The organism is Streptomyces sp. NPDC050625 (assembly GCF_040654755.1).
Lineage (GTDB): Bacteria > Actinomycetota > Actinomycetes > Streptomycetales > Streptomycetaceae > Streptomyces.
The window spans coordinates 54400-75027 of sequence record NZ_JBFAIQ010000002.1; the positions used below are offsets into that span (position 1 = coordinate 54400).

The 20628-nt window shown below is 72.9% G+C and carries 20 protein-coding genes; 6 read left to right on the forward strand and 14 right to left on the reverse strand.

The annotated features are described in order from the left end of the window. Positions 1 to 206: 206 nt before the first annotated feature. The 3 genes from AB0I54_RS04530 to AB0I54_RS04540 form a co-directional block, all read right to left on the reverse strand. Entirely contained in the window at positions 207 to 1496 is a 1290-nt protein-coding gene (locus AB0I54_RS04530) for a ribonuclease D (protein ID WP_363294396.1), read from the reverse strand. 171 nt (positions 1497 to 1667) lie between these two features. Then, the gene (locus AB0I54_RS04535) at positions 1668 to 2330 is read right to left on the reverse strand and encodes a response regulator transcription factor (RefSeq protein WP_263213751.1); all 663 of its coding nucleotides are present in this window, start codon (positions 2328 to 2330) and stop codon (positions 1668 to 1670) included. A 266-nt stretch (positions 2331 to 2596) separates the two neighbouring features. After that, positions 2597 to 3277, reverse strand: coding sequence for a DUF3000 domain-containing protein (locus AB0I54_RS04540; protein WP_363294397.1), 681 nt, complete (start codon positions 3275 to 3277; stop codon positions 2597 to 2599). 96 nt (positions 3278 to 3373) lie between these two features. Here AB0I54_RS04540 and hemE point away from each other — a divergent pair, with 96 nt between their 5' ends. After that, entirely contained in the window at positions 3374 to 4441 is a 1068-nt protein-coding gene (gene hemE, locus AB0I54_RS04545; RefSeq protein ID WP_363294398.1) for a uroporphyrinogen decarboxylase, read from the forward strand. A 1-nt stretch (position 4442) separates the two neighbouring features. Here hemE and AB0I54_RS04550 read toward each other — a convergent pair whose 3' ends face one another. Further along, positions 4443 to 5267, reverse strand: a complete 825-nt coding sequence (locus AB0I54_RS04550; protein WP_363294399.1) for a rhomboid family intramembrane serine protease — start codon at positions 5265 to 5267, stop codon at positions 4443 to 4445. Positions 5268 to 5359: 92 nt separating this feature from the next. Here AB0I54_RS04550 and AB0I54_RS04555 point away from each other — a divergent pair, with 92 nt between their 5' ends. Next, positions 5360 to 5647 carry a hypothetical protein gene (locus AB0I54_RS04555; RefSeq protein ID WP_363294400.1) on the forward strand — a complete coding sequence of 96 codons (288 nt, stop codon included), beginning with the start codon at positions 5360 to 5362 and terminating at the stop codon, positions 5645 to 5647. Here AB0I54_RS04555 and AB0I54_RS04560 read toward each other — a convergent pair. Both AB0I54_RS04560 and AB0I54_RS04565 read right to left on the reverse strand, forming a co-directional pair. Further along, complete coding sequence (locus AB0I54_RS04560) at positions 5644 to 7071, reverse strand: FAD-dependent oxidoreductase (protein WP_363294401.1); 1428 nt, start codon at positions 7069 to 7071, stop codon at positions 5644 to 5646. The genes AB0I54_RS04555 and AB0I54_RS04560 overlap by 4 nt on opposite strands. Before the next feature lie 37 nt (positions 7072 to 7108). After that, complete coding sequence (locus AB0I54_RS04565; RefSeq protein ID WP_363294402.1) at positions 7109 to 8062, reverse strand: DUF4349 domain-containing protein; 954 nt, start codon at positions 8060 to 8062, stop codon at positions 7109 to 7111. Positions 8063 to 8219: 157 nt separating this feature from the next. Between AB0I54_RS04565 and hemG the strand changes: the two genes are divergently transcribed. Continuing rightward, positions 8220 to 9674 carry a protoporphyrinogen oxidase gene (hemG, locus tag AB0I54_RS04570; protein WP_363294403.1) on the forward strand — a complete coding sequence of 485 codons (1455 nt, stop codon included), beginning with the start codon at positions 8220 to 8222 and terminating at the stop codon, positions 9672 to 9674. 5 nt (positions 9675 to 9679) lie between these two features. Continuing rightward, positions 9680 to 10411: a hydrogen peroxide-dependent heme synthase gene (gene hemQ / locus AB0I54_RS04575; protein ID WP_363294404.1), complete on the forward strand. Its 732-nt coding sequence runs from the start codon at positions 9680 to 9682 to the stop codon at positions 10409 to 10411. 1040 nt (positions 10412 to 11451) lie between these two features. Here hemQ and AB0I54_RS04580 read toward each other — a convergent pair. The 5 genes from AB0I54_RS04580 to AB0I54_RS04600 all read right to left on the reverse strand — a co-directional run bounded on the left by AB0I54_RS04580 (position 11452) and on the right by AB0I54_RS04600 (position 17294). After that, positions 11452 to 13089 (reverse strand): alpha/beta hydrolase, encoded by a 1638-nt coding sequence (locus AB0I54_RS04580; RefSeq protein WP_363294405.1) that lies wholly within the window; start codon positions 13087 to 13089, stop codon positions 11452 to 11454. 136 nt (positions 13090 to 13225) lie between these two features. Further along, positions 13226 to 14011: a TIGR04222 domain-containing membrane protein gene (locus tag AB0I54_RS04585; RefSeq protein ID WP_363294406.1), complete on the reverse strand. Its 786-nt coding sequence runs from the start codon at positions 14009 to 14011 to the stop codon at positions 13226 to 13228. A 96-nt stretch (positions 14012 to 14107) separates the two neighbouring features. Next, positions 14108 to 14881 carry a DUF4142 domain-containing protein gene (locus AB0I54_RS04590; protein ID WP_363294407.1) on the reverse strand — a complete coding sequence of 258 codons (774 nt, stop codon included), beginning with the start codon at positions 14879 to 14881 and terminating at the stop codon, positions 14108 to 14110. 146 nt (positions 14882 to 15027) lie between these two features. Next, entirely contained in the window at positions 15028 to 16341 is a 1314-nt protein-coding gene (locus AB0I54_RS04595) for a DUF692 domain-containing protein (protein WP_363294408.1), read from the reverse strand. 203 nt (positions 16342 to 16544) lie between these two features. After that, positions 16545 to 17294, reverse strand: coding sequence for an aminoacyl-tRNA hydrolase (locus AB0I54_RS04600; RefSeq protein WP_363294409.1), 750 nt, complete (start codon positions 17292 to 17294; stop codon positions 16545 to 16547). Positions 17295 to 17329: 35 nt separating this feature from the next. Here AB0I54_RS04600 and AB0I54_RS04605 point away from each other — a divergent pair, with 35 nt between their 5' ends. Together AB0I54_RS04605 and AB0I54_RS04610 are read left to right on the forward strand one after the other, a co-directional pair. Next, the gene (locus AB0I54_RS04605) at positions 17330 to 18208 is read left to right on the forward strand and encodes an ATP-binding cassette domain-containing protein (RefSeq protein ID WP_363294410.1); all 879 of its coding nucleotides are present in this window, start codon (positions 17330 to 17332) and stop codon (positions 18206 to 18208) included. Beyond that, complete coding sequence (locus tag AB0I54_RS04610; protein WP_363294411.1) at positions 18205 to 18876, forward strand: ABC transporter; 672 nt, start codon at positions 18205 to 18207, stop codon at positions 18874 to 18876. Before AB0I54_RS04605 ends, AB0I54_RS04610 begins: the two co-directional genes overlap by 4 nt. On the opposite strand, the gene AB0I54_RS04615 is transcribed toward AB0I54_RS04610, so the two are convergent. The 3 genes from AB0I54_RS04615 to AB0I54_RS04625 form a co-directional block, all read right to left on the reverse strand. After that, on the reverse strand, positions 18854 to 19087 hold the full coding sequence (locus tag AB0I54_RS04615) for a hypothetical protein (protein ID WP_363294412.1): 234 nt from the start codon (positions 19085 to 19087) through the stop codon (positions 18854 to 18856). The genes AB0I54_RS04610 and AB0I54_RS04615 overlap by 23 nt on opposite strands. A gap of 18 nt (positions 19088 to 19105) precedes the next feature. After that, on the reverse strand, positions 19106 to 19966 hold the full coding sequence (locus AB0I54_RS04620) for a polysaccharide deacetylase family protein (protein WP_363294413.1): 861 nt from the start codon (positions 19964 to 19966) through the stop codon (positions 19106 to 19108). A gap of 98 nt (positions 19967 to 20064) precedes the next feature. After that, complete coding sequence (locus AB0I54_RS04625) at positions 20065 to 20628, reverse strand: YbhB/YbcL family Raf kinase inhibitor-like protein (RefSeq protein ID WP_363294414.1); 564 nt, start codon at positions 20626 to 20628, stop codon at positions 20065 to 20067.

Consider the following 20628-nt stretch of genomic DNA (forward strand, 5'->3'; position numbering starts at 1 on the left):
GGGTAACGTAGCTGCACACCCCTGACGCGGGGAGCGGCGAACGTCACATCGGCGGGGATGCGACCGTCACCGGGAAGCGCGTGGGAGCGAGTGGAAGCGCGTGGACCGGGCCGCCTGGTCGAAGGCGGCCGTCCTTCCTCGTCCGGGGCGTCCCAGGATCTTGGCGTGATCTCGACGCCGCGGTGCGTGACCAACCGCTGTCGCGGTTACGCGTCCTTCACCGACAGCGCGTCGACGAGCGCCGGCGCCACCTGCGCCACCTGCCACGGCCGCGCACCGTACCCGGACAGGGCAGCGCTCACGGAGTCGATGTCGACAGACTTCGGCGGCTCCCAGCAGAGCCGCCGCACGGTGTCCGGGGCGATGAGATTCTCCTGGGGCATGGTGAGCCGCTCGGCCAGCGCCGACACCGCGGCGCGCGCGGCGGAGAGCCGGGCCGCGGCGGCCGGGTCCTTGTCGGCCCAGGCCCGGGGCGGCGGCGGCCCGGCGACGGGCTGCCCCGGCTGCGGCAGCTGCGCCTCCGTCAGGGCCTTGGCCCGGTCCACCGCGGCCTGCCACTGTTCCAGCTGGCGCCGGCCCATCCGGTGCCCGAACCCGTTCAGCCCGGCGAGCGCGTGCACATTGACCGGGAGCGACAGCGCCGCCTCGACGATCGCGGCGTCACCGAGCACCTTTCCGGGCGAGACGTCCCGCCGCTGGGCGATGCGGTCCCGCGTCTCCCACAGCTCGCGCACCACGGCCAGCTGCCGTCGGCGCCGCACCTTGTGCATCCCGGACGTACGGCGCCAGGGATCCCTGCGCGGCTCCGCGGGCGGGGCGCCGGCGATCGAGTCGAACTCCTGGCGGGCCCACTCCAGCTTGCCCTGCCGGTCCAGCTCCTTCTCCAGGGAGTTGCGCAGGTCGACGAGCAGCTCGACGTCCAGGGCCGCGTACCGCAGCCACGGATCGGGCAGCGGCCGGGTCGACCAGTCGACGGCGGAGTGCCCCTTTTCGAGTACGAATCCGAGCACGCCCTCGACCATCGCGCCCAGGCCGACCCGGGGGAACCCGGCGAGCCGGCCGGCCAGCTCGGTGTCGAACAGGCGGCTGGGCACCATGCCTATCTCGCGCAGGCAGGGCAGGTCCTGGGTGGCGGCGTGCAGCACCCACTCCACACCGGACAGGACCTCGCCGAGCCCCGACAGATCGGGGCAGGCGACGGGGTCGATCAGCGCGGTACCGGCGCCCTCGCGGCGCAGCTGCACCAGATAGGCGCGCTGGCCGTAGCGGTAGCCGGAGGCACGCTCGGCGTCCACGGCCACGGGGCCGGAGCCGGCGGCGAAGGCGGCGATCACCTCGGCCAGCGAGGCCTCGTCGGCGATCACCGGCGGAATGCCCTCGCGCGGTTCGAGCAAAGGGATCGGCGCCCCCGCCGCTGACGATCCGCCGTCGTCCGGAGGGGTCCCTCCGGTGGTGCGCAGTGGCATGTCGGCTGCGGTGTCTTGGGCGTCGGTCACCTGTCAAGGGTATCTGTGTGTGGACAGCGCCCGTCGACGGAACGTTCCGTCGACGGGCGTCAGGGGGTCGTAAACCAGTCAGCTCGGTGAAACATCTCGTTCACGTGAGTGAACGAACACGGTAGGTGGGTGCGGGGCCTCCGGCGGGTTCGGCGTACGGTTTCGGCCAGTTCAGTGGATGATCCCGGTGCGCAGGGCCACCGCGACCATTCCGGCCCGGTCACCGGTGCCGAGCTTGCGGGCGATGCGGGCGAGGTGGCTCTTGACGGTCAGTGCGGACAGGCCCATCGAGACGCCGATCGCCTTGTTCGACTGGCCCTCCGCGACCAGTCGCAGCACCTCGACCTCGCGGCCGGACAGCTCGCGGTAGCCACCCGGGTGGCTCGGGGAACCCGGGGGGCGGCGGTGCATACGGGCGGCGGTGGCGCCGATGGGGGAGGTGCCCGGTCTGGTGGGGAGCCCGATGTTGGTCCGGGTCCCGGTGACGACATAGCCCTTGACCCCGCCGGCCAGGGCGTTGCGCACGGCGCCGATGTCGTCGGCGGCGGACAGTGCCAGCCCGTTCGGCCAGCCTGCGGCGCGGGTCTCGGAAAGGAGGGTCAGGCCGGAACCGTCGGGAAGGTGGACGTCGGCGACGCAGATGTCGCGGGGGTTGCCGATGCGGGGACGAGCCTCCGCGATGGACGAGGCCTCGATGACATCACGCACACCGAGCGCCCACAGATGGCGGGTGACGGTGGAGCGGACGCGCGGGTCGGCCACGACCACCATGGCGGTCGGCTTGTTCGGGCGGTAGGCGACCAGGCTTGCGGGCTGCTCAAGAAGAACGGACACCAGGCCTCCTGGAGTGCGGGACGGGGCCGGCTCTGGGGATGAAGCCGGGACGAACCGTGCTTTCAAGGTCACAGCTGTCTTCGGCATCAAACCCGTCCGCCTTTAGAGAATGATCACGATCTAGTGAGTAACAATCCGTGCAATTCGGACACGCGATCGATCACCCGAAGATCGAGTCGGCTCGAGTCGTGGCGATTACGGGACTGAAAGTGGCCGTATCGACAAAGAGATGGTCAACGAGATGATGATCAACCGAAAGCGGGCGGTCAACGGGACTGCGGTCCCCTGCGGCGCTGCGGCAGCGTCACCACCGAGGCGTCGCCCGGGGCGGCCGGCGGCAGACCCGCGACCTGGGCCAGCAGATCGCACCAGGAGGCCAGATGCGCCGCGCTGTCCGGGACTCCGCCCAGGCCCTCACGGGGCGTCCAGGAGGCACGGATCTCGATCTGCGAGGCGGCCGGGCGCTCGGCCAGCCCGCCGAAGTAGTGCGAGCTCGCGCGCGTGACCGTGCCGCTCGGCTCGCCGTACGACAGCCCGCGCGCCTGGAGCGCCCCGGTCAGCCACGACCAGCACACCTCGGGCAGCAGCGGATCCGCCGCCATCTCCGGCTCCAGCTCGGCGCGTACCAGCGTCACCAGCCGGAAGGTGCCGTGCCAGGCCTCGTGCCCGTCCGGCTCGTGCAGCAGCACCAGACGGCCGTCGGCGAGTTCCTGGTCGCCGTCGACCACCGCGGCCTCCAGGGCGTACGCGAACGGGGCGAGCCGCTGCGGCGCCGGCGTCGGCTCCACCTCGACCTGCGGCCGCAGCCGCGCGCTCCTGATCGCCTCGACCGCGGTCCGGAAGGCCGGCGGGGCCGCCTTGTCCTTGTGCCGCTCCGCCTCCCCCGTCTCCTTCGCGTCGTCCATTTCGCCAGCGCCGTCCGACAGTCGTCCCTGAGCCGCAGCCATGCGGGGAAGATTAAGGGGAACGGGGCCTCGGCGCAGGGAGAGACACCCTCAAGGCCGCGGCCACGTCGGCTTGGGGGCCGTGCGAGACTTGCCGTCGTGAGTGCCAACGCAAGCCCCACGGGCCAGCAGCCGACAGCGACGTACGACAGTGCCTTCCTCAAGGCGTGCAGGCGCGAGCCCGTGCCGCACACCCCCGTGTGGTTCATGCGGCAGGCCGGGCGCTCGCTGCCGGAGTACCGCAAGGTGCGCGAGGGCGTTCCGATGCTGGAGTCCTGCACGCGGCCCGAGCTGGTCACCGAGATCACGCTCCAGCCGGTGCGCCGGCACAACGTGGACGCCGCGATCTACTTCAGCGACATCGTCGTACCGCTCAAGGCCATCGGCATCGACCTCGACATCAAGCCCGGCGTCGGCCCGGTCGTCGAGCGCCCGATCCGCACCCGCGCCGATCTGGCCCAGCTGCGCGACCTCGGCCCCGAGGACGTCTCCTACGTCACCGAGGCCATCGGGATGCTCACCCGCGAGCTGGGCTCCACCCCGCTGATCGGCTTCGCCGGTGCTCCTTTCACCCTCGCGAGCTACCTCGTCGAGGGCGGTCCGTCGCGCACGTACGAGAACGCCAAGGCGATGATGTACGGCGACCCCGAACTGTGGGCCGACCTCCTCGACCGGCTCGCCGAGATCACGGCCGCCTTCCTGAAGGTCCAGATCGAGGCGGGCGCGAGCGCGGTCCAGCTGTTCGACTCCTGGGCCGGAGCGCTGGCCCCGGCGGACTACCGCCGCTCGGTGCTGCCCGCCTCCGCCAAGGTCTTCCAGGCCGTCGCCGGGTACGGCGTCCCGCGCATCCACTTCGGTGTCGGCACCGGTGAGCTGCTGAAGCTCATGGGCGAGGCCGGCGCGGACGTCGTCGGCGTCGACTGGCGCGTTCCCCTGGACGAGGCCGCCCGTCGCGTCGGCCCCGGCAAGGCGCTCCAGGGCAACCTCGACCCGACGGTGCTGTTCGCCACCAAGGAGGCCGTCGAGGCCAAGACGCGCGAGGTGCTCGAGACGGCCGCCGGCCTGGAGGGGCACGTCTTCAACCTCGGCCACGGTGTGATGCCCTCCACCGACCCGGACGCCCTGACCCGGCTCGTGGACTACGTCCACACGCGGACCGCCCGCTGACTCACCAGGTGTGCCGGGGCCGGGCCTGCCTGCCGAACAGCAGGTTGCGCGGCTCCGGTGGCGGCGGGGTGCCGGGCTTGAGCGGCCAGGCGAGCAGCATCCCCGCCACGAAGCCGACCACATGCGCCGCGTAGGCCACCGTCCCGGCGCCGGAGACACCGTGGCCCGACGAGTACACCGCCTGGAGCACGAACCAGAAGCCCAGCACCAGCCAGGCGGGCAGCCGTAGCGGCAGGAAGATCAGGAACGGGACCAGGACCCACACCCGCGCCCTGGGATACAGCACCAGATAGGCGCCCAGGACCCCGGCGATCGCCCCGGACGCGCCGATCAGCGGGGCGCCCGAGGAGGCGTTGAGCAGCGCGAAGCCGTAGCCGGCCGCGTAGCCGCAGACGACGTAGAAGAGGAAGTAGCGGATGTGGCCCATCCGGTCCTCGACGTTGTTGCCGAAGATCAGCAGGAAGAGCATGTTGCCCAGCAGGTGCAGCCAGCTGCCGTGCAGGAACATCGACGTGAACACCGACAGCTGAGGCGACTTGGTGTAGTGCGGCGGGGCCACCACGCACCCGGGGCCGTGCGGGCCCACCCCCACCTCGCCCGTCGGGACCAGCCGGGGCAGTTGATGGTGGATCAGTTCCCGGGGCACGGCCGCGTAGTGGTCCATGAACGCCTGGAGATGGCACAGCTGGGCCAGGTCACTGCCGCCGGCCACGGAACCGGCTATGCCGGGCGTGGACACGAAGACGAGGACGTTCGCGGCGATGAGCGCATACGTCACCCAAGGGGTGCGGCGTACCGGGTTCACGTCGTGCACGGGGATGACCACACAGGAGTAGTGCCCCCGATGCGGCCCGCGAATCGATGAACGGGCCCGCCCGTGCACGCGTATCACTGGTCAACCGACGTGAGGATCAGGCGATGAACGAGCGAGTTGCTCCCGCGATGCAGGCTCTGCCCGACGGGGAGGCGGAGCTCTCCCTTGTCGTGAAGCTCCCCTGGGAGGATGTCGCCAGACTCGGCCAGGAGGCCGGGCGGCTGGCCACGCAGATGCAGCGGCCGGTGACGCTGGACGAGGCCGTCAGCAACCGTCTGCGGTCCACCCGCCCGTCCGCCGCGCACGCCAGGCCGGCGGGCGAACAGCCCGCACCGGCGACCTCGACGAACGCGGGCGTGACCGCACTCCCGCGGATCAGCGGGTCGGCCTAGGTCCCGTCGCCCGGGCGCTGTCGCGCACCTTCGCCGTCGCGCACCTTCGCCGCCGCCTTTCTCGCCGCCACCAGGACCGGGTCCCACACCGGCGAGAACGGCGGGGCGTAGCCCAGGTCCAGGGCCGTCATCCCCTCCACCGTCATGCCCGCCGTGAGGGCCACCGCGGCGATGTCGACCCGCTTGGCCGCGCCCTCCCGGCCGACGATCTGCACGCCGAGCAGCCGTCCCGTGCGGCGTTCGGCGAGCATCTTCACCGTCATGGGGGAGGCACCGGGGTAGTAGCCCGCACGGCTGGTCGACTCGACGGTGACCGTCTCGAAGCGCAGACCGACCCGGTGCGCGTCCTTCTCGCGCAGTCCGGTGCGGGCGATCTCCAGGTCGCAGACCTTGCTCACCGCCGTGCCGACCACCCCGGGGAAGGTGGCGTAACCACCGCCCACGTTGGTGCCGATGACCTGGCCGTGCTTGTTGGCGTGGGTGCCCAGCGCGATGTGCCGCTCCTGGCCGGAGACCAGGTCGAGGACCTCCACGCAGTCGCCGCCGGCCCAGATGTTCTCGTGGCCGCGGACCCGCATCGCGAGGTCGGTGAGCAGACCGCGCCGCCCGCCGAGCGGAAGTCCCGCCGCCTCGGCCAGGGCGGTCTCCGGGCGCACGCCGATGCCCAGCACGACCACGTCCGCCGGGTACTCCGCGTCCCGTGTGGCCACCGCGCGCACCCGGCCGTCCGCTCCGGTGGGCATCCCGACGACCTCGGCGTCATTGACCATGGTGATGCCCAGGCCCTCCATCGCCTCGTGCACCAGACGCCCCATGTCCGGGTCGAGCGTGGCCATGGGCTCCTTGCCACGGTTGACCACCGTCACCTCGTAGCCCCGGTTGATGAGGGCCTCGGCCATCTCGACGCCGATGTAGCCCGCGCCGACGACGACCGCCCGCCGTCCGCGTGAGCGTGTCAGTGTGTCGAGGAGGGCCTGGCCGTCGTCGAGGGTCTGCACGCCGTGCACTCCGGGGGCGTTCACGCCCGGCAGGTCGGGGCGGACCGGGCGCGCGCCCGTCGCGATCACGAGCTTGTCGTACGACGTCCAGGACTCGGCGCCCAAATCCACGTCACGCGCGCGTACCCGCTGCCCGGCCACGTCGATCTCGGTGACCTCGGTGCACAGCCGCAGATCGATCCCGCGCGCGCGGTGCTCCTCGGGTGTGCGCGCGATCAGCCGGTCCCGGTCGGGGACGTCGCCGCCCACCCAGTACGGGATCCCGCACGCCGAGTACGAGGTGAAGTGGCCGCGCTCGAACGCCACGATCTCCAGCTCGCCGGGCCCGCGCAGCCGGCGCGCCTGCGACGCCGCGGACATCCCCGCGGCGTCGCCGCCGATCACGACCAGCCGTTCCGTCCCGCCCCGTCCACCGCTCATGCTCATGTGAACACGCTACGGGGACGGGCCATTTCGGGCTCGGTCAGCTCTCCTCACCCTCCTCACCGGGTCCCCGGCCGCTCGCCGGCAGCGGACCAGGACCGGCCGCGGGAGCCGCACGCAGCGGCAGCCGGCGCCGTACGATCCGCAGCCACACCAGCATCAGCAGCGCCACCAGCGCGGCGAACGGCAGCACCGCGCCGAGGGCCAGGGCGATCCAGCGCAGCATCGTGACGAAGACGTGCCAGCCGCCGGACACCGCGTCCACGAAGCCGGGGGAGTCGTCCTTCGCGGCCTTCTTCACCGGCGTCTCGGACAGCGACAGGGTGATGGTGGCCAGGCTCGTGCGGTCCTTCAGGGACGCCTGCCGGGCGAGCAGCGCCTCCAGGTCGGCCTCCCGGTTGCTCAACTCCCCTTCCAGGGTGACCACGTCGCTGAGCTTGGTCGCCCTGTCCATCAGCTCCCGGACCCGGGCCACGCTGGCCCGCTGCGACCGGATGCGGCTGTCGACGTCCACCACCTGGTCGGTGACGTCCTGCGCCTTGGACGTGCGGTCGATCAGCTTGCCCGTGCCCTGGAGTTCGGCGAGGACCTCGTCGTACTTCTCGACGGGGACGCGCAGGATCACTCGGGTGCGCTCGTGACCCCGGGCATCGCGCGTGGTGCTCTCGTTGCCGATGTAGCCGCCCGCGTTCTCGGTGGTGGTACGGGCCTCGTCCAGCGCCTTGGGCACGTCCTTGACCTGCACGGTGAGGGAGGCGGTGCGGATGATGCGGTTCGCGGTGAGGTCGGGTGCCTTCGCCGCGGAGCCCTTCGCGGCGTCGCCGGAGTAGCTCTCGGCGGCGCCCCGTTGGCGCGCGCTTCCCGCGGCGGCCTTGGCGTCGCTCGTGCTGCCGCCGGAGGAGTCCGAGCCGCCGCAGCCCGCGAGCGCGAGCGTGGCGGCGAGCAGGATCCCGGTCAGGGCCCGGGCCGGTCGTACGGAACGTCGTGTGCGCATGTGGCGGTACCCCCGAGGGTCGTGACGATGACGCTCCTTGGACGCCGGGCCGGGCCGGGACGTTTGGCGGGGCGAGTCCCGATGCGGTCACGGTCGGGACTCGGCAGGGCCACATGGCCCTGGCGGGAGTGTCGGCCGGGTCTGAGAGGGTGGAGCCATGAGCGGATCACCTACGGGCACGGATCATGTCGTCGTCATCGGGGCCGGTATCGCGGGGCTGGCCGCCGCGCACCGGCTGCTGGAGCGCGGGGCGCGCGTGACCGTGCTGGAGGCGGGCCGCAGACTCGGCGGCAAACTGTGGTCCGGGGAGATCGAGGGCGTACGGGTTGACCTCGGCGCCGAGTCGATGCTGGCCCGCCGCCCCGAAGCGGTCGGGCTCGCGCGCGAGGTGGGCCTCGGCGACCGGCTCCGGCCGCCCGCCACCGCGGCCGCCTCGATCTGGACCCGCGGCGCCCTGCGCCCCATGCCCAAGGGGCATGTGATGGGCGTGCCCGGTACCGCCTCCGCCCTGTCCGGTGTGCTGTCCGACGAGGGCCTCGCCCGTATCGAGCGCGACGCCGACCTCCCCCGTACGGAGGTCGGGGAGGACGTGGCGGTCGGGGAGTACGTGGCGGCGCGGCTCGGCCGCGAGGTCGTCGACCGCCTCGTCGAACCCCTGCTGGGCGGGGTGTACGCCGGTGACGCCTACCGCATCTCGATGCGTTCGGCGGTCCCGCAGCTCTTCCAGGCCGCCCAGACCCATGACTCCCTGACGGAGGCCGTCCGCGAGATCCAGGCGAAGGCGGCGGCCGGCGGACAGACCGGGCCCGTGTTCATGGGCATCGAGGGCGGTGTCGGCACGCTGCCCCTCGCCGTCGCCGAGTCCGTCACCGCGCGCGGGGGCGAGATCCTCACCTCGCGGCCGGCGACGGAGCTGCGCCGGGACGCCGCCGGCGGCTGGCGTGTGACGGCAGGCGACCGCGTCCTGCACGCCGACGCCGTGGTCGTCGCCGTCCCCGCGCCCGCCGCCGCCGACCTGCTGGCCGCGGAGTCGCCCGGGGCCGCGGCCGAGCTACGGGCCGTCGAGTACGCCTCCATGGCCCTGATCACCCTCGCCTACCGGCGCAGCGAGGCCGCGCTGCCCGACGGCAGCGGCTTCCTCGTCCCGCCCGTGGACGGCCGCACAATCAAGGCGTCGACGTTCGCCTCCCGCAAGTGGGGCTGGATCGCCGAGGAGGACCCCGACGTCGTCGTCCTGCGCACCTCGGTCGGGCGGTACGGCGAGACGGAGATCCTGGAGCACGAGGACGCCCACCTGGTCGACGTGTCCCGGCACGACCTCAGGGCGGCCATCGGCCTCGACGCGACTCCCGTGCGGACGCTCGTGACCCGCTGGACCGACGGCCTGCCTCAGTACCCCGTCGGCCACCACGCGCGCGTGGCCCGCATCCGCGAGCACGTCGCCAAGCTGCAGGGGCTGGCCGTGTGCGGAGCGCAGTACGACGGCGTGGGTATCCCGGCCTGCATCGCGAGCGCGTACGCCGCCGTGGACCGGCTGGGCGGCGATTCGAGCGGTGTGCAGGAGCTCACCGCCAACCCGGTGCAGAGTCTTCATGGCGGAGCGGGAGAATAAGGGACATGAGTGACGACGCACCCACCACCGAGACCGGCAGGATCCCGAACAAGGGCAAGCTGGCCAAGGACCTCAACGAGGTCATCCGCTACACCCTGTGGTCCGTCTTCAAGCTGAAGGACGTGCTGCCCGAGGACCGCGCGGGTTACGCGGACGAGGTCCAGGAGCTGTTCGACCAGCTCGCCGCGAAGGACGTGACCATCCGCGGTACGTACGACCTGTCCGGTCTGCGCGCCGACGCCGACTTGATGATCTGGTGGCACGCCGAGACCAGTGACCAGCTGCAGGAGGCGTACAACCTCTTCCGCCGCACGAAGCTGGGCCGCGCGCTGGAGCCGGTCTGGTCGAACATGGCGCTGCACCGTCCGGCGGAGTTCAACCGCTCGCACATCCCGGCGTTCCTCGCCGACGAGACGCCGCGCAACTATGTCAGCGTGTACCCGTTCGTGCGCTCGTACGACTGGTACCTGCTGGCCGACGAGGACCGCCGCCGCATGCTCGCCGACCACGGCAAGATGGCCCGCGGCTACCCGGACGTCCGCGCCAACACGGTCGCCTCGTTCTCGCTCGGCGACTACGAGTGGATCCTGGCCTTCGAGGCCGACGACCTGCACCGCATCGTCGACCTCATGCGCCACCTCCGCGGCTCGGAGGCCCGCATGCACGTCCGCGAGGAAATCCCGTTCTACACGGGCCGCCGCAAGGAAATCGCCGAGCTGATCGCAGACCTCGCCTGACCGACTGCGGAGTGCTGCGGGCGGGCCCGCGAGAGAGCTCGGTGAGCTGATCGCGGGCTTGCCTGATGGGGCGCGCGGTTTCGTGGGCCCGACGGGGCCGGGGGGCGTCCCCCGACGGGCCCCGTTCGGGCCGCCGCAGGGTGATAGGCGAGTTGATCGTCGGCCTTGCGCATTCGGCCGTGCCGTTTTCCGGGTCGGCCGGGGGCCGGGGGGCTTCTCCCGGCGGGTTCCGTGCCGGCTGCCGCGAGGTGATTGGTGCGTTGATCGCCGGGCTTGCGTGATCGGCCGTGCCGCCCTCCGGGTCGGTCGGGCCGGGGGTCTTCCCCGGCGGGTGTCGTGCGGGCCGTCGCACGTAACCGGCGAGCTGACGCCGGGCTGCCTGACCGGCCGCGGTGTCCTGAGGCTCGGCCCGCGAGAAGCTCGGTGAGCTGACGGGGGCTTGCCTGATGGGGCGCGCGGTTTTCTGGGTCGGCCGGGGGCCGGGGGGCTTCTCCCGGCGGGCTCCGTGCCGGCTGCCGCGAGGTGATTGGTGCGTTGATCGCCGGGCTTGCGTGATCGGCCGTGCCGCCCTCCGGGTCGGCCGGGCCGGGGGTCTTCCCCGGCGGGTGTCGTGCGGGCCGTCGCAAGTAACCGGCGAGCTGACGCCGGGCTGCCTGACCGGCCGCGGTGTCCTGAGGCTCGGCCCGCGAGAAGCTCGGTGAGCTGACGGGGGCTTGCCTGATGGGGCGCGCGGTTTTCTGGGTCGGCCGGGGGCCGGGGGGGCTTCTCCCGGCGGGTTCCGTGCCGGCTGCCGCGAGGTGATTGGTGCGTTGATCGCCGGGCTTGCGTGATCGGCCGTGCCGTTTTCCGGGTCGGTCGGGCCGGGGGTCTTCCCCGGCGGGTGTCGTGCGGGCCGTCGCAAGTAACCGGCGAGCTGACGCCGGGCCGCCTGACCGGCCGCGGTGTCCTGAGGCTCGGCCCGTGAGGGGCTCGGTGAGTTGGTGTGGGCTTGGCCTGTCGGGGCTGTGGGGCTTGGCTGTTGTGTGCGGGGCCGTGAGGGTTCAGTGCTGGTCGGACTTTCCCTTCAGGGCGTCTCGTTGCGACTGGTGCTGGGGCCTTGGTTCCGGGTGGGCGGCGCAGGACGCGTGGCGGTTGGGGAGGCGGCCCTGTAGGAGGTACGCGTCCAGGTGGGCGTTGACACACTGGTTGGGACCGCCCGCGACGCCGTGCGTGCCGGCGTCCCGCTCGGTCACCAGGACCGAGCCGGCCAGCCGCCGGTTCATCTCCAGCGCCCCGTCATAGGGCGCGGCAGCGTCCCGCTCGGCGGCCAGGATCAGCGTCGGCGGCAACTCGTCCGGCCCGGTCCGCACGTCGAGCGGCACCTGCCGGGGCGCCTTCCAGTAGGCGCACGGCAGATTCGCCCACGCGTTGTCCCAGGTCTCGAAGGGCGCCACGCGCGCGAGCCGGGTGTTGTCGCGGTCCCAGACCGCCCAGTCCGTCGGCCAGGGCGCGTCGTTGCACTCGACGGCCGCGTACACCGCGCTCGCGTTCTCGGCCTCGGCGGCCGTCCCCGTCCCAACGGCCGGTGAGGCGATCTTCACCAGTGGCCCGGTGTCGCCCTTCAGATACGCCGACAGCGCCTCGGCGCGGCTCGGCCAGACGTCGTCGTAGTACCCGGCCATCAGGAACGCGCCCTGCAGTTGCCCCGGCCCGACCTTGCCGCCCGCCGGCTTCGCGGCCAGCGCCGCCCGCGCCCGGTCGTAGCTGCGCTGCACCTTCTCGGCCGTGGCACCGAGCCCGTACACGTCGTCGTGCCGGGCGACCCACTCACGGAAGTCGGTCCAGCGGTTCTCGAACGCTGCCGACTGCTCCAGGTTGCTGCGGTACCAGATCTGCGCCGGGTCCGGGTTCACGGCCGCGTCCAGCACCATCCGCCGTACGTGCGAGGGGAACAGCGTCGCGTACACGGCCCCGAAGTAGGTGCCGTACGACGCGCCCATGAAGGTCAGCTTCTCCTCGTCCAGCGCGGCACGCAGGACGTCCAGGTCACGGGCGTTGTTGAGCGAGTTGTAGTACTGCAGCCCGCTTCCGGCGCGCTGGGCGCAGTCGTGCGCGTACGCCGTCGCCTCCGCGATCCGCTCCTTCTTGTACGACTCCGACGGATGCGTCGGCGCCTGCGAGGGCCCCTTGAAGAATCGCTCCGGGGCCTGGCAGGACAGCGGCGCCGACCGGCCCACCCCGCGCGGGGCGTACCCGACGAGGTCGTACGCGGCCGCGATCCGCTGCCACTCGGGCAGTGCGCCGACGAGGGGAAAGGCCATGCCGGAGGCGCCCGGACCGCCCGGGTTGTAGACGAGCGAGCCCTGCCGGGGCACCTTCCGCTTGCTGTTGCGCGGGTCCTTGTGCGTGGCCGCGGTCCGGCTCACGGTCAGTTCGATCTGCTTGCCGTCGGGATGCGCGTAGTCCAGCGGGACGCGCACCGTGCCGCACCGCAAGCTGTCCGGAAGGCCCTCCGCGGCGGGGCACTTCCCGAAGGCGATGCCTTCCGCACGGGCACGCGCGGCGGCGACCACCGTGCCACGCGTCTCGGTCGCCGTACCCGGGACACCCGAAGCACCGGGCGCGCCGCCGGCCGGCGCGGCGGCGAGGGTGGTCAGCAGCAACGACCCGGCGGCCGAGTAGAGGGCGGCAGCTCGCATGGCGTATCCCTTCGGTGCGCCGCAGCACTGACACTGCGTCAACAAAAGGGATATTTCGTTCGGGCGTTGGCGAAGGCAAGCACCACCTGGCCGGTGTCGGCGTCAATACTCCCTGTGCGCCCCCGCGCGGACGCCGTTACTCCCGCCAGGGCTGGTCGCGATGGGCGAACGCCGCGCGCAGCTCCGGTTCGCCGATCGCGCGGATTCCGCGCACGGCGACGGTGGTCAGATAGGTGCGGTCGTCACCGGCCCCGGTCGCGCGCCGGTTCAGCGCGCCGAGCAGCCGCTGCCCGGCCGGGGAGGCCCAGCGCGAGTAAGGGTGCACCTCGACCCGGGCGATGGCCAGGCAGCTCAGGGTCAGGGCGAAGGGAAGCGCGAACCAGGCGGCGACCAGGTCGCGCGGCATGTCGGTCTGAGCCGGCGTCAGCAGCGCGATCGCGCCCAGGACGACGACGGCCAGCGCGGCCACCCGCACCTGACGGACCCCGGACGCCACGGTCGTACGCGTCCCGTCGGGCACCGCGAGCCCCGCCCGGACCAGCCCGTCGGCGATGCTGCGCACGGCGTCGGCCCCGGCCGCGGCGGAGCGCACGGGCTCGATACGGGACTGGCCCTCCGGCCCTATGGCCCCTATGACGGACCGCTCCATCTCGTCCCGGCCCCGCGGGTCGACGACGGTCGCCCAGCCGGTGTGCGCGAGCAGCAGCCGCCGCTGCCGAGCCATGGAGACCATGGTGAGATCGGCGACCCGTGCGGGTCCGCCCGACAGGAACGCCGCCTCGTACAGCGTCAGATCGTGCCCCCGGTCCGCGGTCGTACCCTCCGCGTCGACCGCCGCCGCACGTACGGCGGCCAGGCACAGCCGCGTACACGCCGTGCCCGCGACGGCCCAGGCCAGCAGCAGGAGAAGGACCCAGAACATGACGTTTTTCTATGCCAGGGGCCTGTGAAACACCATGCCCTTTTCACCATCCGGACGGAGTGTTGTCGGTACGTGACGTTCCGCTTCCCGGGTGGATCAGGAGCCGTCGCCCGGCGGCGGGCTGGAGGCGGCCGGCGGAAGCGAGTACGTGGGCGAGGGCGGGGAGGCGATCGGAGTCGCCGAACCGGGCTGGACCACCGGCGGCGACGGCACGGGCGAGGCGGCGGCCGCCAAGTCCCGGGCCAGTGCGGCGAAGTCCACGTACCCGGTCGCCTCCAGCACCTTGATGTGGTCCAGCACGGTGGTGTTGGCGTCGTCGGCGAGATCGCGGATCAGCGAGTTCTGGGTACTGGCCCGGACCTGGGCGACGACGGAGAACACCCTGCCGTGGGCCAGCCGCAGGATGTTGGCGAACTCGCGGTCGAAGTCCTGCCCCTGTGCCGCGCTCAGGGTGGCGAGCCACTGTTGCTGCTGCTCGTTGGGCTGGTTGGGCAGGGGCAGGCCGAGCCGGGTGGCGACGGTGCGGACATGCGCGTCCAGGGACGTGTGCCCGGCGACGAGGTGCTCCCCGGCCGCCCGTACGGCCTCGGTGGTGCCCTTCGTCTCGGCCAGCTGACCGGCCGGCAGCTCCCACAGCCCGGCGAGGCGGACCTTGGTGACGAAGTCCCGGTCCGCCTGGGACAGCGGGCCGTACTGCGTCGTCACGGTCTGGGCGTTCAGCACGTCGGCGCCGGTGCCGGCGATCCCCGTCCGGTCCGCGTACGACCAGACGGGAAACAGCAGCGCCGCCAGCGTCGCGGCCAGGCCCGTGATGATGAGCCCGGTCCCGCTGAAGATGCCTCTGCCCTTGATCGGGGGTCGCGGTCGCATGGTGCCTCCTGCTTGCGGCACCGCACGCCAGTGCGCTCGGGTGGGTGCGAGTTCGCATATTACTGCGGAGTCAGGGCCAACCACCGTGCGGGCGCAGGGACATAGGGTGTGCGAACCCATCAAATGGGATGCCGGTGTTACGGCTGTCACCCCCTGCGCAGCAGCACCCTCCGCGCCGCCCGGGCCGCCCGCACCACCGGCCGTCGCGACCGGGGCACCGGCCCCGACCGCTCCAGCCACCACTCCCGCAGCTCCCGCCGCACCCCCGCGTCCTCGATGCGCCCCGCGAACAGCAACTGCCCCGCGAAGTCCAGCGCGTCCTGCCGGTAACCCCCGGTCATCGGGTGCCCGTGGGCGTAGTCGAGGAACGCCGGCCGGTACTCCGCCCCCAGCATCACCGCCAGCTCCGGCGCGATCTTCGCCACCACGTCCGCCCGCTTCGCGGCGAGCGCCCGCGCCTGCACCCCCATCCGCACCCGGTCGAACCCCTCGGGCACGGGCGTCCCGGCGACCAGCGAGGACAGCACCGCGGTCTGGGCAAGCGCGAGCCGCTCCCGGGTGTCGTCGTCGGCGGCGACCACAGGCGGGGTCACGGCACCGGCCCGCGACGCCGCCCCGGAACCGGAGCGCGTCGCGCGCCCCTCCTCCACCGCTGTCCGAATCGACTCCAACTCCCGCTCCAGCTCTCCGGGTTCGGGGAAGTTCTCGTCCCGCTCCAGCAGCACGCCGGGCGGCGCGACCCGTGAGGCGAGGTCGGTCAGGATGTCGAGCACCGGTCGCGGTACGGGGTGGGCGTGGCTGTCGTGCCAGACGCCGTCCCGCTCGAAGCCGCCCGCGACATGCACATACGCGATGGCCTCCAGCGGCAGCTCGGCGAGCGCCTTGGCCGGGTCCTCGCCCCGGTTGACCTGGTTGGTGTGCAGGTTCGCCACGTCGATGAGCAGCCGCACCCCGGTCCGCTCGGCCAGCTCGTACAGGAACTGGCCCTCGGTCAGCTCCTCGCCCGGCCAGGAGATCAGCGCGGCTATGTTCTCGACGGCGAGCGGCACGGGCAGCGCCTCCTGGGCGATGCGCACGTTCTCGCACAGCACGTCGAGTGCGTCCCGGGTGCGGGGCACGGGCAGCAGATGGCCCGCCTCCAGACGCGGGGAGGCGGTCAGCGGACCGCCCGCGCGCACGAACGCGATGTGCTCGGTGACCAGCGGCGCGCCCAGCGCCGCCACCCGCTCGGCGAGTGCGGTCAGCCGCCCCTCGTCGGGCCGGTCCGCGCCGCCGAGGCCGAGCGAGACACCGTGCGGCACCACGGTCACCCCGCGCTCGCGCAGCCGCAGCAGCGACTCGGGGAGGTGGCCGGGGCAGACGTTCTCCGCCACGACCTCCACCCAGTCGATGCCGGGCATGCGCTCCACGGCGTCCGCGATCTGCGGCCGCCAGCCGATCCCCGTTCCCAGTCGCCGCATGGCCCTTCCCCCTTTTCGCGTGACGGGGGTATCACCCCGGCGCCCGGCTCCGAACCACACCGCCCGCACCTTCAGAGCAACATTTGAGGTTCGCGGCAGAGCGGGATGTGAGCGGCAGAGCGGGATGTGAGGTGGGTGCGCGGCAGAGCGGGCTCCGGGATTCGCGGCCCGGAACACGGCCCGGCACCCGGCCCGGACCCGGCCTACCCGGGCACGCCCCGCGAGTCCACCGGATCCCGCCGCAGCGCCGGATGATCGGCGACCACCGTGCAGGAGCCCGGCGCGATCTCCGTGAAGCCCGCGTCCCGTACCAACGGCAGCCCGCTGTCCGTCAGCCGGCGCCACTCGGCCGGGTCCGCGGTCCGTACCGAGAGCGGGAAGCCCGCGGCACGCCAGGTCGCGCGCTCCTCGTCGGACAGCTCCCACCAGGCGAGTTGGGCGCCGTGCCCGGCCTGGGCCATCGCCTTTCCGGCCGACATGCCGAGTTCGGGATTCATCCAGAGCACGGGCTGAGCACGGTCGGGGCCGGCAGGCGGCTCCGGGTCGTCGAGGTCGGTGCCCGACACCTGGAGCTTGGCCAGGTCCTTGGGCCAGCCGTCCAGCGGGACGGGCGGGAAGACCCGTACCTGCGCCGACCTGCCGGTCACCGTGATCCCGGGCAGCGCCTCCGCCCGCCGCCACTCCGCGCCACGGGCCCGCCGTACGACCTTGCGGATCCGGGCGTCCTGCCAGTCCCGCACGGCCTCGGCCCACTCGCCGTCCCCCAGCGCCCGCTCGTCGGCGAGCAGCACCAGCACGGAACGCGCGGCGGTCTCCAGCGCATCTGTACGGGCGGGCGGCGCACCGCGTTCGATGCGCACGACCAGCGGCAGCACGAACTGCGGCGCCTCGTCGCGCGCACTGCGCTCGGACCGGAAGGGACTGTCACCGGGGGATGTCGAAACGTGGCTCACAACAGCCAACCCTAAAGCCGGACCAAAATGGCCCCATGCGACGTGATCTTCGGCTGGCCCGCGTAGGCCGCCGCTACGGCATACGCGGCCCCTGGGTGTTACGAGGCGTCGACCTCACCGTCAGGCCCGGCTCGCTCATCTGTGTGGAAGGAGCCAACGGCAGCGGCAAGTCCACCCTGCTCCGCATCCTCGCCGGGCTGGACGCGCCCACGGAGGGCCGTATCACCGGCCGCCCCCGCACGGCGTACGTCCCGGAGCGGTTCCCCTCGGCGCTCCCCTTCACCGCCGCGGGCTATCTCACCCACCTCGGCACGGTCCACGGCCTGTCCCGCCGGACGGCGGCCGGCGCCGCCGTCGCATGGCTGGACCGCTTCGGTGCCGCCGCTCATGCCGAAACGCCGATGGCCCAGCTGTCCAAGGGCGGCAGCCAGAAGGTCGCGGTGGCCCAGGCCCTGCTCGCGGAGCCCGAGTTCCTGGTGCTGGACGAGGCCTGGACCGGTCTGGACGCCGCGGCCAGGGCGGAACTGGAGCGGGCCGTCGCCGAGCGTACGGCCGCCGGATGTGCCGTCGTGTTCGTCGACCACGACCCGCGCCGCCTGGCCGGGCCCGACGCGACGTACACCGTCGTCGACGGCGCCCTCAACCGCCGTACGGGGAAGGAGAGTTCACCGGCCGGCCGGCACGCCGTCGTCATCGCGCAGGGTCCCTCGGGCGGACAACTGCCCCCCGACGCGGCACGGGCGGTCACCTCGGCCGAGGAGACCGCGCCCCGCATCCACCGGCTCACCGTCCCCGAGTCCCACTCCGACGTCCTGCTCCGCGCCCTGCTGACGGCCCGCCCGCCCTGGCACGTGGTGAGCGTGAGCCCCGGTACACCCCCCGAGACGCCGCCCGATCCCGAAAGCCGCCCATGACCGCACTCCTGCGTTACCAGGCCGCACTCCTCGTACGCTCCCAGCGCTGGCTGCCGCCCGTCGTCCTGTACGCGGCCTTCCTCGCCGTCGGCGTGCAGAGCGGCCAGCCGGTGCTCGACTCGCTCGGCTACACGGCCGCGGCGCTGCTGCCGGTCGCCGCCTGGCTGGTGCGGATCTGTGTCACCAACGAGCCGCCCGCGGCCCGCGCCTGCGTCGCCGCCGCGGCCGGACAGGCCAGGGCCCACCTCGCCTGTCTCCTGGCCGCTCTCCTCGCGTCGGCGGCACTCGGGACCGTGGCGACCCTGGCCGTCACGCTGATCAGCGACCCGGCGGCCAACGGCCATCGCGCCCACGTCCCACGCATCGAGGCGGGCGCGGCCGGCCTCCTGGCCGCCCTGTCCTGCGCGCTGCTGGGCACGGCCGTCGGCGCGCTCACCAACCGGCCGCTGCTGCGCTCGCCCGGCCGGGCGGTGCCCGCGATGCTGCTGGCCGCGCTGCTGTCGGTGGTCGTCGCGGGCTCACCGGCGCAGGCGGCGGTGAGCGGGCTGGTCACCGGCTCACAGTCGGGCCGGGTCCCGGTGCCGCTGCCGCCACTGGCCGCGGCGGCGCTGCTGACCGCCGCGGCCTTCGCCGTGGCCTGCGCGCTCACCCGCCGCCGGTCACCCTGAGCAGGCCGTGCGCTGCGCCTCCTGCCTCCCCCAAGTTCTCGACTTCGCTCGAACAGGGGGAACCCCCATCACACCGGGCACAGCGTGCGCCCCTGTACGACGCGGGGTACTCCGTCGGCTTCCGGCACAGCACGCACTCCGCGTACGGCGGCCCGTCGGCGGGCTGCGACTCGGTGCTGTCGATGATCGTGCAGTAGTCCTCGTCGCTCATCTCTTCAGGGTAGGCCGGTCACCGGTGGCCACCGGTCTGCCCGATCAGCTCGGACACCTTCACGAACCGGAAGCCCCGCTTTCGCAGTTCCGGTACGACCGTGCGCACCACCTGCTCCGTCGTCGGGGCCGCGCTGCGGGTGCAGTGCATCACGACGACCGAGCCGGGCTTCACCCCGTCCAGCACCTGCCGGGTGACGGCGTCGGCATCGGTCGCGAACGCGTCCCCGCTCACCACGTCCCACTGCACCGCGGTGACGCCGAGGCCGCTCAGCGCGCGCAGCGCCTTCCGGTCGTAGCAGCCGCCGGGGAAGCGGAAGTACGGCATCGGCTGCGCCACCCCGGCCTTGCGGATCGCGGTGTACGCCCGCTCCACGTCCGTCCGCATCTTGTCGTCGCCGACGGTCGGCAGGCCGTAGCAGTCGCCGGTGAAGGCGTAGTGGCTGTAGGAGTGGTTGGCGACCTCGAACAGGGGGTCGTTGCCGAGGGAGCGGGCCTCGGCCGGGTACTGGTCGGCCCATCGGCCGGTCATGAAGACGGTGGCCGGGACCTTCAGGCTGCGCAGCGTGGCGATGAGCGCCGGATTGTCGAAGTGCTCGCCGGAGGCCGCTCGCGGGCCCTGGTCGGCGGTCATGTCGGCGTCGAAGGTGAGGGCGACGGTCTTGCCCTGTGTGCGCGGGCCGTTGGTGAAGACCGGGGTGAGGCCGCCCGGGCCCGGGACGAGGGTGGGCGGTCGTGAGGGGGAAGCGGAAGCAGAGGTGGAGGCGGAGGGCGAGGTGAGGGCCTGGTGGGCGGCGTGCGGGGCGCTCGCGGTGCCGCAGGCGGCGAGGGCGGTGCCCAGGGCACAGAGGGCGGTGACACGGCGTACAAGAGTGAACACCGCATGAAGATATGATCGTAAATATGCTCATTCGACCGACGCGCCCTACCGGTCGTACCGGAGTCACCCGCCCGGGCGCCCCGGCCGCCTCCGCCCGGTCAGCGGCCGTAACGGCCCGTCAGGGTGCCGGTGGCGAGGGTGTGGTCGGTCAGGGCGCGTCGGACGTCGTCGGGCGTCGCGTCGGGGGCGAGGTCCAGGCGCCGGTCGGCGGCATAGACCGTGACGACGTAGTGGTGCGGGCTGTCGCCCCTGGGCGGGCAGGGGCCGCCGTACCCCGTCCTGCCAAAGCCGTTGCGCCCCTGCGTGGCGCCCCGGGGTGCCTGGTCGGCGGCCAGCTCCGTGGTCCGCGGGCCGATGTTCCACACCAGCCAGTGCGTGAACGTGCCGTGCGGGGCGTCGGGGTCCTCCATCATGAGGACCAGTCCGGTCGTGTCCGTGGGCACGCCGGAGAAGGCGAGCGGCGGCGACACGTCCTCGCCGTCGCAGGTGTGGCGGCGCGGGATCGTGCCGCCCTCGGTGAACGCGGTACTCGTCACCGTGATGCGGTGCGCGGCGGTGGGTGTGCGGGCCGGGCTGGGGGCGGACGAGCCGCCGCTGTCGCTGCCGCAGCCCGGGAGCAGGCCCATGGTGGCCACCAACGCGATCAGGAAGCTCCGGCGCAT

Coding starts and splice junctions, on each gene's coding strand:
- AB0I54_RS04625 (WP_363294414.1), bottom strand. CDS start 20,628: ATGCGCCGGAGCTTCCTGATCGCGTTGGTGGCCACCATGGGCCTGCTC.
- AB0I54_RS04560 (WP_363294401.1), bottom strand. CDS start 7,071: ATGAGCATGAGCGGTGGACGGGGCGGGACGGAACGGCTGGTCGTGATC.
- AB0I54_RS04590 (WP_363294407.1), bottom strand. CDS start 14,881: ATGCGACCGCGACCCCCGATCAAGGGCAGAGGCATCTTCAGCGGGACC.
- AB0I54_RS04585 (WP_363294406.1), bottom strand. CDS start 14,011: ATGTTCTGGGTCCTTCTCCTGCTGCTGGCCTGGGCCGTCGCGGGCACG.
- hemG (WP_363294403.1), top strand. CDS start 8,220: ATGAGCGGATCACCTACGGGCACGGATCATGTCGTCGTCATCGGGGCC.
- AB0I54_RS04615 (WP_363294412.1), bottom strand. CDS start 19,087: ATGAGCGACGAGGACTACTGCACGATCATCGACAGCACCGAGTCGCAG.
- AB0I54_RS04565 (WP_363294402.1), bottom strand. CDS start 8,062: ATGCGCACACGACGTTCCGTACGACCGGCCCGGGCCCTGACCGGGATC.
- AB0I54_RS04595 (WP_363294408.1), bottom strand. CDS start 16,341: ATGCGGCGACTGGGAACGGGGATCGGCTGGCGGCCGCAGATCGCGGAC.
- AB0I54_RS04605 (WP_363294410.1), top strand. CDS start 17,330: ATGCGACGTGATCTTCGGCTGGCCCGCGTAGGCCGCCGCTACGGCATA.
- hemQ (WP_363294404.1), top strand. CDS start 9,680: ATGAGTGACGACGCACCCACCACCGAGACCGGCAGGATCCCGAACAAG.
- AB0I54_RS04610 (WP_363294411.1), top strand. CDS start 18,205: ATGACCGCACTCCTGCGTTACCAGGCCGCACTCCTCGTACGCTCCCAG.
- AB0I54_RS04555 (WP_363294400.1), top strand. CDS start 5,360: ATGAACGAGCGAGTTGCTCCCGCGATGCAGGCTCTGCCCGACGGGGAG.
- AB0I54_RS04540 (WP_363294397.1), bottom strand. CDS start 3,277: ATGGCTGCGGCTCAGGGACGACTGTCGGACGGCGCTGGCGAAATGGAC.
- AB0I54_RS04580 (WP_363294405.1), bottom strand. CDS start 13,089: ATGCGAGCTGCCGCCCTCTACTCGGCCGCCGGGTCGTTGCTGCTGACC.